The organism is Streptosporangium heterodermiicola, assembly GCF_051390675.1.
GTDB lineage: Bacteria > Actinomycetota > Actinomycetes > Streptosporangiales > Streptosporangiaceae > Streptosporangium.
In genome coordinates this window covers 37926-51308 of sequence record NZ_JBPJSR010000008.1, presented here as the reverse complement: position 1 = coordinate 51308, position 13383 = coordinate 37926, and the positions used below count along the sequence as shown (strand labels likewise).

The 13383-nt window shown below is 71.7% G+C and carries 12 protein-coding genes; 5 read left to right on the top strand and 7 right to left on the bottom strand.

Features of this window, described 5'->3' with window-relative positions; genetic code table 11:
- Window positions 1-20 precede the first annotated feature (20 nt).
- The gene (locus ACSC1Q_RS18760; protein WP_436759993.1) at window positions 21-1004 is read right to left on the bottom strand and encodes a helix-turn-helix domain-containing protein; all 984 of its coding nucleotides are present in this window, start codon (window positions 1002-1004) and stop codon (window positions 21-23) included.
- 482 nt (window positions 1005-1486) lie between these two features.
- On the opposite strand from ACSC1Q_RS18760, the gene ACSC1Q_RS18755 reads away from it, so the two are divergent.
- Window positions 1487-2560: a glycoside hydrolase family 19 protein gene (locus ACSC1Q_RS18755; RefSeq protein WP_436759992.1), complete on the top strand. Its 1074-nt coding sequence runs from the start codon at window positions 1487-1489 to the stop codon at window positions 2558-2560.
- Between the two features lie 166 nt (window positions 2561-2726).
- Here ACSC1Q_RS18755 and ACSC1Q_RS18750 read toward each other — a convergent pair whose 3' ends face one another.
- The 5 genes from ACSC1Q_RS18750 to ACSC1Q_RS18730 form a co-directional block, all read right to left on the bottom strand.
- Window positions 2727-3899, bottom strand: coding sequence for a lipid-transfer protein (locus ACSC1Q_RS18750; protein WP_436759991.1), 1173 nt, complete (start codon window positions 3897-3899; stop codon window positions 2727-2729).
- A 71-nt stretch (window positions 3900-3970) separates the two neighbouring features.
- Window positions 3971-4381 (bottom strand): MaoC/PaaZ C-terminal domain-containing protein, encoded by a 411-nt coding sequence (locus ACSC1Q_RS18745; RefSeq protein ID WP_386162404.1) that lies wholly within the window; start codon window positions 4379-4381, stop codon window positions 3971-3973.
- Window positions 4381-5520 carry a bifunctional MaoC family dehydratase N-terminal/OB-fold nucleic acid binding domain-containing protein gene (locus ACSC1Q_RS18740; RefSeq protein ID WP_436759990.1) on the bottom strand — a complete coding sequence of 380 codons (1140 nt, stop codon included), beginning with the start codon at window positions 5518-5520 and terminating at the stop codon, window positions 4381-4383. Before ACSC1Q_RS18740 ends, ACSC1Q_RS18745 begins: the two co-directional genes overlap by 1 nt.
- Window positions 5517-6671, bottom strand: a complete 1155-nt coding sequence (locus ACSC1Q_RS18735) for an acyl-CoA dehydrogenase family protein (RefSeq protein WP_436759989.1) — start codon at window positions 6669-6671, stop codon at window positions 5517-5519. Before ACSC1Q_RS18735 ends, ACSC1Q_RS18740 begins: the two co-directional genes overlap by 4 nt.
- Window positions 6671-7765 carry an acyl-CoA dehydrogenase family protein gene (locus tag ACSC1Q_RS18730; RefSeq protein ID WP_436759988.1) on the bottom strand — a complete coding sequence of 365 codons (1095 nt, stop codon included), beginning with the start codon at window positions 7763-7765 and terminating at the stop codon, window positions 6671-6673. Before ACSC1Q_RS18730 ends, ACSC1Q_RS18735 begins: the two co-directional genes overlap by 1 nt.
- 298 nt (window positions 7766-8063) lie before the next feature.
- Between ACSC1Q_RS18730 and ACSC1Q_RS18725 the strand changes: the two genes are divergently transcribed.
- The 4 genes from ACSC1Q_RS18725 to ACSC1Q_RS18710 all read left to right on the top strand — a co-directional run bounded on the left by ACSC1Q_RS18725 (window position 8064) and on the right by ACSC1Q_RS18710 (window position 12062).
- Window positions 8064-8669 (top strand): TetR family transcriptional regulator, encoded by a 606-nt coding sequence (locus ACSC1Q_RS18725; protein WP_436760263.1) that lies wholly within the window; start codon window positions 8064-8066, stop codon window positions 8667-8669.
- Between the two features lie 278 nt (window positions 8670-8947).
- Complete coding sequence (locus tag ACSC1Q_RS18720; protein ID WP_436759987.1) at window positions 8948-10105, top strand: steroid 3-ketoacyl-CoA thiolase; 1158 nt, start codon at window positions 8948-8950, stop codon at window positions 10103-10105.
- 225 nt (window positions 10106-10330) lie between these two features.
- On the top strand, window positions 10331-11350 hold the full coding sequence (locus ACSC1Q_RS18715; RefSeq protein WP_436759986.1) for an MBL fold metallo-hydrolase: 1020 nt from the start codon (window positions 10331-10333) through the stop codon (window positions 11348-11350).
- Between the two features lie 37 nt (window positions 11351-11387).
- The gene (locus ACSC1Q_RS18710; protein ID WP_436759985.1) at window positions 11388-12062 is read left to right on the top strand and encodes a FadR/GntR family transcriptional regulator; all 675 of its coding nucleotides are present in this window, start codon (window positions 11388-11390) and stop codon (window positions 12060-12062) included.
- Window positions 12063-12163: 101 nt separating this feature from the next.
- On the opposite strand, the gene ACSC1Q_RS18705 is transcribed toward ACSC1Q_RS18710, so the two are convergent.
- Window positions 12164-13381, bottom strand: coding sequence for an RNA polymerase sigma factor (locus ACSC1Q_RS18705; protein ID WP_436759984.1), 1218 nt, complete (start codon window positions 13379-13381; stop codon window positions 12164-12166).
- Window positions 13382-13383 lie beyond the last annotated feature (2 nt).

Below are 13383 nucleotides of genomic sequence, written 5' to 3'. Positions count from 1 at the left end.
GCGTCGGCGCGGCCGGGCGCTCAGAGCCAGCGTTCGGTGGCGGCGCGCCAGGCCAGCTGCATGCGGGTCTGGGTCCCGGCGAGTTCCATGATGTTCGAGACGCGCCGCTGCACGGTCCGCTGGCTCACTCCCAGCTGGGTGGCGATCGACTTGTCCGGTACGCCCGCGACCAGCAGCGAGACCAGATAGAGGTCGTCGGGACCGAGCGGGCAGGGTGTCGTCCCCTCGGTGAGGGCACCGTCCTCGGCGATCCGCAACGGCGTCGCCCGTTCCCAGCAGCCCTCGAAGAGAGCGACCAGCGCCTCCAGCAGCTGGCCGCCCCGGACCAGCGCCGCCGTCGGTTCGGAGCCTCCTGCCTCCTGTACCAGCGGGAGCACGGCGACCTCCCGGTCGACGACCGTCAGCCGCACCGGCAGGCAGGGCACGGCCCTGGCCTGCTCGCCCAGCTTGACCCCGTACGCCACGTTGGCCTGCATGCCCTGCTCCTCCAGCAGGGACCTCTCGTAGATCACCCGGTACTCGACCCCGCGGCGCAGCGCGTCCAGCTCGGCGAGGTTCTCCTCCACGGGCAGCGCGGTCGCGCGGCCCCGGCAGAGGTAGAGGACCTCGTGGCGGGCGTTCTCCTGCAGGCGGTCGAGATGCTCCCCGAGCACGACGCGGTTCGGCAGGACCTCGACCAGCCGTCCGGCGTCGCGGCGGCGGGTGTTGTCGCGGTACTCCTCCGAGAGCTGGTCCACCTCGCGCCGCGCCCAGTCGAGCGCCTGCTGGTGGCGAAGGAGCTGTGAGCCCAGCACGATGTCCGGCGCCACGGCCGTGAACCGCCGCCTGCCGGGACCGACCGTCCTGACCAGCCCTCTGACCCGCATCGATATCAGCACCGTCTCGGCCGTCTCGGCGTCGATGCCCAGGTTCCCTATGAGGTCGGTGACCTCCGCCTCCGCGGTGGTGACCAGGAACCGGTAGACGCGCTCCTCCACAGGATCGAGCCCGAGGGATTCCAACATGACGCACATGATGACATCCGAAACGCCTATAAAAGTTACATTCACTGTCTAACCGGACTTATAACGCCAGTGTGAATTAACCGGGCGCGGGTCATATCGGACAAGGAACGCGCTCGCCCGCGACGGCGGGAAACAAGGGACATCGGGGTTGTGACAGCGATCTGTCAAGGCTAGTATCACGGCAACTCTTAGGAAACTTTCTTAAGAGAAAGTTAAGACGGAGGCATTCGCGGCCCCTGGGAAACCGTTCGACCCGACCAAGAGCTGCGCGAACCCCGATGGCGCGAGCCGCCGTCCCCCGGAGGTCCGGCCGTCCGGACGTCCCCCACCGTCCGACGTCCCCGATGAAACAGGTAACGCGGAGCCCCTCCGTCCTTACTCGCCCTGACTGGGTCTGCAAGCCTCTCGCGTGAGCCACTCGCGCCCCGGTCGCACACAGTCTCGAACCTCTGCGGCCCCCCACCGCACGAAGGAGTGATCAAGTGTTGAGACAGCGCATCATGGCCGCCCTCGCCGCCCTCGCGGTCACGGGCGTGCTCGCGGTCGCCCTGCCGACGGCCTCCGCGTCCTCCGCCGCCGCCGCGGCCTGCGTGACCCCGTGGAGTTCCTCGCAGGTCTACACCGGCGGCATGACCGCCTCCCACAACGGCCGCAACTGGTCGGCGAAGTGGTGGACCCAGAACGAGGTCCCCGGCACCGTCGACGTGTGGGCGGACCAGGGCACCTGCGGCGGCGGCACGACGCCTCCCCCCACGGGCAACTGCAACCACCCGAACTGGGCGGCGGGCACCTGGTACCCCGCGGGCAGCATCGTCAAGTACACCAACGGCCAGTACTACCGCGCCAAGAACGAGAACCCCGGCTACGACCCGGTGATCAGCACCTGGTACTGGGAGCCGTACACCTGCGGCGGCACGACGCCTCCCCCCACCGGCGGAAGCTTCGTCGTGAGCGAGGCCCAGTTCAACCAGATGTTCCCGAGCCGGAACTCGTTCTACACCTACAGCGGCCTGACCGCCGCGCTGAGCGCCTACCCGGGCTTCGCGAAGACCGGCAGTGACACCATCAAGAGGCAGGAGGCGGCCGCCTTCCTCGCCAACGTCAACCACGAGACCGGCGGCCTGGTCCACGTCGTGGAGCAGAACACCGCGAACTACCCGCACTACTGCGACGCGAGCCAGCCGTACGGCTGCCCGGCGGGCCAGGCGGCCTACTACGGGCGCGGCCCGATCCAGCTGAGCTGGAACTTCAACTACAAGGCGGCGGGCGACGCGCTCGGCATCAACCTGCTCGGCAACCCGTACCTGGTCCAGAACGACGCGGCGGTGGCCTGGAAGACCGCCCTGTGGTACTGGAACACCCAGAACGGCCCCGGCACCATGACGCCGCACAACGCGATGATCAACAGCCGTGGCTTCGGCGAGACGATCCGCAGCATCAACGGCAGCCTGGAGTGCAACGGCAGGAACCCCGCGCAGGTGCAGAGCCGGATCAACGCCTACCAGCGCTTCGTGCAGATCCTCGGCACCACCCCCGGCGGCAACCTGAGCTGCTGAGCCGTTAAGTCACCGAGTCACCAAGTTAACCGCTGAACGACCGCGCGCCCGGCCTCCACACCGGGCGCGCGGCCCGTCACACCCGTCTCCACCCGCCCCGCCCTGCCCCGCCGCGTACGCGAACCGCAGGACCGCGACTCCAGGCAGGCGCCCCCGAGGCCCCGGGTCACTCCGACGACAGGACCAGCCCGCTGGTCGGCACCCCCGTTCCGGCGGTGACCAGCACGTTCCGTACCCCGGCCACCTGGTTGGCCGAGGTGCCCCTGATCTGCCTGACGGCCTCGGCGATGCCGTTCATGCCGTGGATGTACGCCTCCCCCAGCTGGCCGCCGTGCGGGTTGACCGGGAGACGGCCGTCGATCTCGATGCCGCCCCCGGCCACGTAGTCGCGGGCCTCGCCGCGCCCGCAGAAGCCCAGCTCCTCCAGCTGCGTGAGGACGAACGGGGTGAAGTGGTCGTACAGGATGGCCGTCTGCACGTCCGAGGGGCCGAGTCCCGACTGCTTCCAGAGCTGGCGGCCGACCACCCCCATCTCCGGCAGGCCGGTCATGTCGTCGCGGTAGTAGCTGGTCATCATCATCTGGTCGGCGCCCGACCCCTGCGCGGCCGAGGTGATCACGGCGGGTGACCTGCGCAGGTCCCTGGCCCGCTCGGCGGAGGTGACCACCAGCGCCACCGCGCCGTCGCTCTCCTGGCAGCAGTCGAGCAGGTGCAGCGGCTCCACGATCCACTTGGACGCCTGGTGCTCCTCCAGGGTGATCGGGCGGCCGTGGAACCACGCGGAAGGGTTGGTGGAGGCGTGCCTGCGCATGGCGACCGCCACCCGGCCGAAGTCCTCGGAGGTGGCCCCGTACGCGTGCATGTAGCGCCGGGCGAACATGGCGACCCAGGCGGCGGGGGTCATCAGCCCGTACGGCACGTGCCAGCTCATCTCCAGGCCCTGGGACGAGGGCTCGCCGCCGATGCGGGCGTCGGGCTGGCCGAACCTGTTCCCCGAGCGCTCGTTGAACGCCCGGTAGCAGACCACGGTCTCGGCGACCCCGGTGGCGACGGCCATCGCCGCGTGCAGCACGGTCCCGCACGCCGCGCCGCCGCCGTAGTGGACGCGGGAGAAGAACGACAGGTCGCCGATGCCCACCTCGCGGGCCACGGCGATCTCCTGGTTGGCGTCCTGGGTGTAGGTGACGAGACCGTCCACGTCGGAGGGCGCGAGACCCGCGTCGTCGAGCGCCGCGAACACCGCCTCGGCCGCGAGCTGGAGCTCTGACCTGCCCGACTGCTTGGAGAACTCGGTCGCGCCGATCCCGGCGACGGCCGTACTCCCGGAGAAGGAGACCACGGTGGTGGGGGCCTTTCTGTGTTCCTGCGTGTGTCCGTGTTCCCGCCTTCTCCCGGCCGCCAGGGGCGCGGTCAGCGGGCGGGGAGGGCGAACCTGACGGTGCCCGAGACGTGGTCGCCGAGGCTGACCCCGCCCCGGACCTCGACGGTGAACTCGCCGTCCTCGCAGGCGACCACGCTGCCGGTGAAGGCCAGCCTGTCGCCCGCGTACGCCGGGACGCCGAGCTTGACGTTGATGCCGCGGATGATCGCCTCGGGTCCGGCCCAGTCGGTGACGTAGCGCTCGACGAGACCCATGGTGGTCAGGATGTTGAGGAAGATGTCCTTCGACCCCTGCGCCCTCGCGCCCTCGACGTCGTGGTGGACGGGGGTGAAGTCCATGGTCGCGAGCGCGGTCGACACGACCACGGTGGGGCTCAGGTCGATCGCGAGCTCGGGAAGCGAGGCTCCGACCCGCACCTCGTCGCCGGTAAGTGTCCGCATCACGCCTCCAGGGGGACCCACATGGGCAGGATCAGCTCGTCGTCCATCTGGCGGTACGTCAGACGCACCGGCATACCGATACCCACCCGCGAAGCGTCGCAGTCCACCACGTTGCCCACGATCCGCACGCCCTCCGGCAGTTCCACCACGGCGACCACGAAAGGTGTCCGGTGTCCCGGGACCGGCGGGTTGTGGTGGACGACGTAGCTGTAGACCTCTCCCTCGCCGCTCACCGTCACGAACGCGCGGGCGGCCGAACGGCACGAGGGGCAGACCGGTCCCGGCGGGTGGCGCAGCTCGCCGCAGTCGGCGCACCTCTGGATCCGCAGCTCGCCCGCGGTGACGCCCTCCCAGAAGAAGGCGGTGTCGGCGTTGATCGCGGGTCTCAGCGGGTACGGCGCACGCGGGGCCGCGTCCCCGCCCGTCGCGTCCCCGCCCGTCGCGGGCGCGTCCTGAGCGGGCGCGTCCTGGGCGGGCGGAGTACGGGAAGGAGCCTCGCTCGCGGGCGGGAGCCCGTTCCCGCCGGAAGCAGACGCGGGCGCGGTCGCGTCCTCGCCCGGTCCCCCGGCCCGCTCCCTGGGCCTGAACTTCAGCACCCGGAACAGCATCTCGGCCACGGCCTCGCCGTCGGCGTACCAGGTGATGTTCCAGGTGACGAAGTAGCCCTCGCCGAGCGCGGTCCGCTTCGGCCCGGTGATGCCGGTCAACCGGGTGGCCGGGACCAGGGACTCGCCGAGTCTCACGTAGCGGTGGTAGGTCTGCTCGCAGTTGGTGGCGACCACGCCGGTGTAGCCGTTGCCGTCCAGCATCGCGAGCACCGCGTCGATCGGCGTGCCCGCCCGCTTCCTCCCGCTCCCGTCCACGCCGGGCATGGTCCAGACCTGGATCATCGCCGGTGGGGCCACGATCCCCCCGTGCACCCCGGCGGCCGCGGCCTCGGGGTCGGTGTAGAGCGGGTTGGCGTCGCCCATGGCGTCGGTCCAGTGCCGGATCATCGGGATGTTCACCGGGTCCGCCTCCGCGACACCGAGCACCTCCCCCTCGGCGATCTGCCGCTCGGCCAGGGCGACGAGCCGCTCGTGCAGGGAGGCCGTCTCCGTCGTCTCCGTCGTCTCCGCCGTCCCGGGTGTCTCGGTCATCGGGGCGGCCTCGGCAGGCTCAGGCCGAGCATCGCGATGAGCTCGCGCTGGACCTCGTTGACCCCGCCGCCGAAGGTGAGCACCAGCCCGCCCTTGGCGCCGCGGTCGACCCGGTCCATCAGGTCCGCGGTGTCCGGGTCCGACGGGTCCCCGAAGCGGGCCAGGACCTCGCCGACGATCCTGCCGACGTCCTGCAGCCGCTCGGAGCCGTACACCTTGGTGGCCGAGGCGTCGGGGGCGCCCAGCCAGCCGAGGTCCATGTTGGCAGCGACCTGCCAGTTCAGCAGCTCGTTGGTCCGGAAGTAGGCGTAGACCTGGCCGAGCGCCCTGCGTACCGCGGGCTCCTCGATCGTGCCGGTACGGCGGGCCCAGGCCAGGAACCGGTCGTAGGTGTGGGCGAGGTTGCCCGCCGGGCCGAGCGTGACCCGCTCGTGGTTGAGCTGGTTGACGATGAGGTCCCAGCCCTTGTTCTCCTCCCCCACGACCATGTCCACCGGCACCCGTACGTCGGAGTAGTAGGTGGAGTTGGTGTGGTGGCGCCCGTCCATCGTCGTGATCGGGGTCCACGAGTAGCCGGGGTCGGCGCAGTCGACGATCATCATCGTGATCCCGCGGTGTTTCCTCGCGTCCGGGTCGGTGCGGGCGGCGAGCCAGACGTACTGGGAGTAGTGGCCGCCCGAGGTGAAGATCTTCTGCCCGTTGACGACGTAGTGGTCGCCGTCGCGGATCGCGGTGGTGCGCAGGGACGCCAGGTCGGTGCCCGCCCCCGGCTCGCTGTAGCCGATCGCGAAGTGGCACTCCCCGGCCAGGATCCGGGGCAGGAAGAACTCCTTCTGCTCCGCCGTCCCGTACTGCATGAGGGTGGGGCCGACGGTCTGCACGGTGATGATCGGGTACGGCACCTCGGCGCGGGCGATCTCGTTGGCGAAGATCTGCTGCTCCAGCGGGCCGTACCCGCCGCCGCCGTACTCCTTGGGCCAGCCGAGCCCGAGCTTGCCGTCGCGGCCGAGGGTGCGGCAGTGCTCCATGTACGCGTGGCCGAACGGGTCGGTGGAGATCCGCGCGCGGTCCTCGGCGGTGAGACAGGACCGGAAGTACTCGCGCAGCTCGTCGCGGAGTCTCCTCTGGTCGGGAGTCAGGTCGATCAGCATCAGACGAGCGCTCCGATCGTGTCGAGCCGGGCTTCCACCCCGCCCAGCAGGTGGGCGTGGTGCTTGCCCCAGGCGAAGTAGCGGTGCAGCGGGTAGGTCACGTCCACGCCGATCCCGCCGTGCAGGTGCTGGCAGGTGTAGAGCGCCCGCAGCGCCTGGTCGGTCGCGGTCAGGGCGCCGACGTTCAGGTCCGTCTCGGCCTCCTCGTCCGCCCCCTCGGCCAGCCGCCACGCCCCGGACCACACGGCCACGTCCAGGGCCCGCGCGGCGATGTAGACGTCGGCGATCTGCACGGTGACCGCCTGGAACTCGGCCAGCGCCCGGCCGAACTGCTTGCGCGTCCTGATGTACCCGGTGGTGAGCGCCAGCGCCCCGGCCAGCACCCCGGAGGTGACGGCGATGTTCCCGGCCAGCGCCAGCCTCCGCAGGCCGCCGGCCGCCGTGCCGTCCTCGGCCCCGACGAGCTCGCCGGGAGTGCCCTCCAGGGTGAGCGCGGCGGCGGGTTCGCCGGTGGAGGTCGGCACCGGCCGCAGGGCCGCCTCGGCGGGGTCCACCAGGAACAGGCCGATTCCGGTGGCGGTGGCGGCGGGGAGCAGGATCCTCGCGGCCTGGGCGGCGTAGGGCGTCGTGCCCTTGGCGCCGTCCAGCACCCATCCGGCGCCGTCGCGGCGGGCGGTCGTGACCGGCGGGGCGGTGAGGTCGCCGAGGTCACGGCCCGGCTCGGAGGGGGCGACGGCGAGCGAGGTCTCACCGTCGGCCAGCGGGGCCAGTGCCTCGCGCTGCTCCCCGGAGCCGTACCTGGTGATCACCTGCGCCGCGACCAGGCTCTGCTCGGCGGGTACGGGGGCCACGTGGGCGCCGATCTCCCGCAGGACGACCGCCATCTCCACCGGCCCGAGCCCCGCGCCCCCGGCCTCCTCGGGCAGGGTGGCGCCGAGCAGCCCGGCCCCGGCGAGGGAGCGCCACAGGGCGGTGTCGTAGGGCGCGCCGCTCTTCTCGTGGGCTTCGAGCCTGGCCGAGGTCACCTCCTTGCCGAGGAGGTCGACCGCGAGTTCGCGCAGGTCGGTCTGTGTCTCGTCGAGATTGAAGTCCACTGGCGCTCCAGGGTTTCTGTCGGCCGCTTCGCCCTTCCGGAAAGTAGAACAGATTCTATTCTGTGTCCAGTGCCAGCCAATCGCAATAAGTCGCCGCATAACCGCCGCACCGCATATGCCATGTAAGCGCGGGGCATCTTTGTGACTCGCGAGTAACCCATCGGAGTATCCGGAAATCAGATAACGTGTTCTCATGCGCACCTCGCATGTGACCACCGATACGCCGGTCACCCCGCACAGGACCGGCAGGCACGCCCCGAGCGACGCCGATCCGGCCACGACCGAGGGGGCCTCCGGCATGCAGAGCGAATCGGCGTCCACAGGTGTCCGCACCAGGAGCCAGCACCAGCGGCGCAAGCGCATCGTCCAGGCCGCCGCCGCCCTCGCCTCGCGGGGCGGCGTCGAGGCGATGCAGATGCGGACCGTCGCCGAGCGCGCCGGGGTCGCGCTCGGCACGCTCTACCGATACTTCCCCTCCAAGATGGACCTCGTCGTCGCCGTCGTCGGCGAGGAGATCGACCTCCTGGAGACCAGCATCGAGCGCCGGCCGCCCAACGCCGCCACGGCCTCGGGGCGGGCCGTCGACGTCCTGATGCGCGCCACCCGGGGCCTGATGCGCGAGCCCGAGCTCGCCGACGCGCTCATCCGATCGTTGATCATGGCCGATGTCGACATCCCGTTCGGCGACCGCATGGCGGGGCTGCTGCTCCGCGTCGCCGGCGACGACCTCACCGTCGAGACCGCCACCGAGGAGCAGTTCGCCCTGGCGGGCTCGCTGTCCAGCGTCTGGGTGCACGAGCTCATGGAGATGCTCAGGGGCCGCCGCACGTACGAGCAGATCCAGCGCCGCATCGAGATCGCCGCCGGGCGCCTGCTCGCCGACTTCCAGTCCTCCCCCGCCTGAGAAACCCGGGGACATCCGAGAAACCCGGGAGCCGCCTCCGTACGAGAACCCGTTCCGCCGAGGCGCCGTCTCCGTCGAAGGCCCCCCGGAGGGCCGTTCCGCCGGAGGCGCTGTTCCACCGGAAACCCCGCCGCTCCTTCCGCCTGAAACTAGAACCCGTTACAGTCGCTAGCGGAAACGACTAGAGCGACGTTCTGGAGCGACGCGCGGGCGGGCGGATCGGCGGGAACGGTCGCCCGACGGCCGCGGGCTCCGACCCGGATGGCGAGGAGATCGTGATGGGTGCGGTGATCGTCGAGGCCGTGAGGACCCCGATCGGCAGGCGCAACGGATGGCTCGCCGGGCTGAAGCCGCAGGCGGTCCTCGCCGCGGCGCTCAACGGCCTGGTCGGCAGGTCGGGCATCGATCCGGCCGCGGTGGAACAGGTTTTCGCCGGATGCGTCACGCAGGCCGGAGAGCAGGGCGGCCATGTCGGGCGGCACGCCTGGCTCTACGCCGGGCTCCCGTACCAGACGGGCGTGACCACGGTCGACGCGCAGTGCGGCTCCTCGCAGCAGGCGGTGCACCTGGTCGCGGCGCTCATCCAGGCCGGGGTCGTCGACGTCGGCGTGGCCTGCGGCGTCGAGGTGATGAGCCGGGCGCCGCTCGGTTCCAACGTGCTGCCCGCCAACCCCCGGCCCGACGACTGGGCCATCGACCTGCCCGACCAGTTCACCGCCGCCGAGCGGATCGCGCGGCGGCGCGGGCTGACCCGGGAGCGGCTCGACCGGTTCGGCGCCAGGTCCCAGCGGCTCGCGGCGGAGGCGTGGGCCGAGGGCCGCTTCGACCGGGAGGTCGTCCCGGTGACCGCGCCGGTCCTCGGCCAGGACGGGGAGCCCACCGGCGAGACCCGCGTCGTCGACAGGGACCAGGGGCCGCGCGAGACCACCGTCGAGGGGCTGGCCGGGCTCAGGGCCGTGATGGGCGAGGACGGCCTGCACACGGCGGGCACCTCCTCCCAGATCTCCGACGGCGCGGCGGCGGTGCTCCTCATGAGCGAGGAGGCCGCCGCCCGGCACGGCCTGCGGCCCCGGGCCCGCGTCCTCGCCCAGGCGCTCGTCGGCTCCGAGCCGTACTACCACCTGGACGGGCCGGTGGACGCGACCGCCAGGGTGCTGGCCGCGACCGGGATGGGCACGGCGGACATCGACAGGTTCGAGGTGAACGAGGCCTTCGCCTCGGTGGTCTTATCCTGGGCATCGGTGCACAAGCCAGACATGGAACGGGTCAACGTCAACGGCGGCGCCATAGCGCTCGGCCATCCGGTCGGAGCGACCGGATCCCGACTGATCACCACCGCCCTGCACGAGCTTGAGCGGTCCGACTCCTCGACCGCGCTGGTGGCGATGTGCGCGGGCGGGGCCCTCGCGACCGCGACCATCCTGGAGCGCCTCTGAACGGCACCGCCGGCCCGGGGCGCCCGTGAACGGCGCCGACCCCTGGAGCGTCTTGAGCGACACCGGCACTCCGGACCGCCCCGAGCGGTACCGATCACCTGGAGCACTCGTGGCTCATCCCCGGAGCGCCCGGTGAACGGCACCGGCGATTCGGGAACCCGTGAGCGCCGCCGCACGAGAAGCACCACCGTTGACATCCCGCAGGCCGTACAAGGAGCACCACCGTTGAAATCCCGCCGCAGGCCGTACAGCGAGCAGCGTCCGTTCGACACCGGCGGCGGGGTGTGGAGCGTGCCCGTCCCGATCCCCGCCAACCCGCTCGGCTACACGCTCGTCTACGCGATCGAGTCCCCCGCCGGCCCCGTGCTGGTCGACGCGGGCTGGAACGCCCCGGAGGCGTGGCTCGCGCTGCGCGACGGGCTGGGGGCGGTCGGCATGGACGTCCGCGACGTGCGCGGGGTGGTCGTGACCCACTTCCACCCCGACCACGCCGGGCTGGCCGGCCGGGTCAGGGAGGAGTCGGGCGCGTGGATCGCCATGCACGAGGCCGACGCCGCGCTGATCAGGCTCATGCGGGACTTCCAGGGTGACGCGCACCGCGACTTCCAGGCGGACATGCTGCGCCGGGCGGGAGCGGGAACCGTCGAGGTGGAGGAGGTGACGGGGAACCGGCCGCAGCCGCCCGCGGTGCCCGACCGCGTCCTCACCGACGGCGACCTGATCGACCTGCCGGGGCGCAGGCTCCGGACGATCTGGACGCCCGGTCACACGCCCGGCCACGTCTGCCTGCACCTGGAGGACGCCGACCGGATCTTCACCGGGGACCACGTGCTTCCGGCGATCACGCCGCACATCGGGATCTATCCGTACGACCGCGCGGACGTGGATCCGCTCAGCGACTTCCTGGAGTCGCTGGAGAAGGTGAAGGGCCTGGGCGACCTCGAAGCCCTACCCGCCCATGAATGGATATTTCAGGACACGGCGGCTCGGGCGACGGAGATCGGCGTGCACCACGAGGAGAAGCTCCGACGGCTGGCCACCCTGCTCGCCGAGGCCGGGGAACCGCTCACCATCTGGGAGATCGCCGGGCGGATGACCTGGAACCGCCCGTGGGCGGACTTCCCCCCCGTACTGCGCGGGATGGCGGCCGGGGAGGCGGCGGCCCACCTTCGCACGCTGGAGGTCCGCGGAATCATCCGCCGCGTGACGGGGGCGGATCCGGTCCGGTTCGCCATACACTCATAGACATCGGATGTCTGGCGCGACCTGAGGACGGTGCAGAGTGGCGGTCACCGACGCCGCTATCGACAAGATCAAGCAGATGATCCTGTCTGGCGAGCTCGCCCCGGGCAGCAGGCTGCCCAAGGAGGCCGACCTGGCCGATCGGCTCGGCCTGTCGCGCAACTCGCTGCGCGAGGCCGTCAGGGCCCTGGCCCTGATCAACGTGCTGGACGTGCGCCAGGGCGACGGCACATACGTGACCAGCCTGGAGCCGAGGCTGCTGCTCGACGCGATGTCGTTCGTGGTCGACTTCCACCAGGACGACACCGTGCTGCAGTTCTTCCAGGTCCGGCGGATCCTGGAGCCCGCGGCGACCGCGATGGCGGCGACGTGCATGTCCGAGTCCGAGGTCACCGAGCTGCGCAAGATCCTCGACGAGCTGCCTCCCGACCCGAGCGTCGAGCAGCTGGTCGCCAACGACCTGGAGTTCCACCAGCGCATCGCGGCGGGCTCGGGCAACGCGGTGCTGTGCTCCCTCATCGAGAGCCTCTCGGGGCCCACCACGAGGGCCAGGATCTGGCGGGGCCTCACCCAGGAGAACGCCCTGGAGAAGACCCGCGAGCAGCACACCGCGATCTGCGACGCCATCGCCGCCCGCCAGCCGGAGGTGGCGCGGGCCTGGGCCACGGTCCACATCGCCGGCGTCGAGGAGTGGCTCCGCAGCGCCCTCGCCTGACGGTCCCGGCGGTCGCCCCGTGCGACCCGGTGATCCTCGCGGGGGCCCGGCCGCCGCACGGGCGCCGGTACGGGCGCGCCGGACTCGGGTGTGCGCCCGGATCAGGGGAGCGCCTGGAGGTTGCGGCGCAGGAAGTCGCGTTCGGCCGCGTTGCGGGTGAGGGCGATCGCCTCCTCGTAGGCCCGCGCCGCCTCGGCGGTGCGCCCCAGACGCCGGAGCAGGTCGGCACGGACGGCGTGGAACAGGTGGTAGCCGCCGAGGCCGAGGCCGTCGACCAGGGTGAGCGCCGCCCCCGGACCGTCGGTCTCGGCCACCGCGACCGCGCGGTTGAGTGCCACGACCGGGTTGGGGGTCAGGGTCAGGAGCCGGTCGTACAGGGCCAGGATCTGCCACCAGTCGGTGAGGGCCGCGGTCGGCGCGTCGCTGTGGACGGCGTTGATCGCGGCCTGGATCTGGTACGGGCCCGGCCGGTCGCGCCGGAGGCACCACCGGACGATGTCCTGTCCCTCGGCGATCAGGTCGCGGTCCCAGCGGCCCCGGTCCTGGTCCGCCAGCAGCACCAGGGCGCCGTCCGGCGTGGTGCGGGCGACCCGGCGGGACTCGACGAGCAGCATGAGCGCGAGCAGCCCCATGACCTCGGGTTCGTCGGGTATGAGCCCGGCCAGGAGCCGTCCCAGCCGGATGGCCTCCGCGCAGAGGTCCTCGCGGACCAGCCTCTCGCCCGAGCTCGCCGTGTGGCCCTCGTTGAAGACGAGGTACACCACGGCCAGGACGGCCCGCAGCCGGTCCGGGAGATCGGCCTCGGCCGGGACACGGTACGGGATCCCCGCGTCGCGGATCTTGTTCTTGGCCCGGACCAGGCGCTGGGCCATGGTCGGCTCGGGCACCAGGAAGGACCTGGCGATCTCGGCGGTGGTGAGCCCGCCCAGCAGCCGCAGCGTCAGCGCGACCTGGGCGTTGACGGCGAGCGCGGGATGGCAGCAGGTGAAGATCAGGCGGAGCCGGTCGTCGCGCACGGCGCCCTCCTCCAGCGGTTCGTCGTCGGCGTGCAGCAGGGCCGCCTGGGCATGGCGGTCCTCGCGGATCGCCTCCCGCCGGAAGCGGTCGATCGCCCGGTTGCGGGCGGTCGTGATGATCCACCCCGCCGGGCTCGGCGGCAGGCCGGTCGAGGGCCACCGGCCCGCCGCCACGGTGAACGCGTCCTGGACCGCCTCCTCGGCGAGGTCGATGTCGCCGAGGAGACGCACCAGGACCGCGACCGCGCGCCCGTACTCGGCACGGAACACGCGGTCGATCTCCGAGGCGGGGACGCCCGGCATAC

What these genes read in the sequence shown, in the direction of transcription:
- ACSC1Q_RS18760 (WP_436759993.1), bottom strand. Translation starts at nt 1,004, where the DNA reads ATGTTGGAATCCCTCGGGCTCGATCCTGTGGAGGAGCGCGTCTACCGG.
- ACSC1Q_RS18745 (WP_386162404.1), bottom strand. Translation starts at nt 4,381, where the DNA reads ATGCGGACACTTACCGGCGACGAGGTGCGGGTCGGAGCCTCGCTTCCC.
- ACSC1Q_RS18740 (WP_436759990.1), bottom strand. Translation starts at nt 5,520, where the DNA reads ATGACCGAGACACCCGGGACGGCGGAGACGACGGAGACGACGGAGACG.
- ACSC1Q_RS18735 (WP_436759989.1), bottom strand. Translation starts at nt 6,671, where the DNA reads ATGCTGATCGACCTGACTCCCGACCAGAGGAGACTCCGCGACGAGCTG.
- ACSC1Q_RS18725 (WP_436760263.1), top strand. Translation starts at nt 8,064, where the DNA reads ATGCAGAGCGAATCGGCGTCCACAGGTGTCCGCACCAGGAGCCAGCAC.
- ACSC1Q_RS18720 (WP_436759987.1), top strand. Translation starts at nt 8,948, where the DNA reads ATGGGTGCGGTGATCGTCGAGGCCGTGAGGACCCCGATCGGCAGGCGC.
- ACSC1Q_RS18705 (WP_436759984.1), bottom strand. Translation starts at nt 13,381, where the DNA reads ATGCCGGGCGTCCCCGCCTCGGAGATCGACCGCGTGTTCCGTGCCGAG.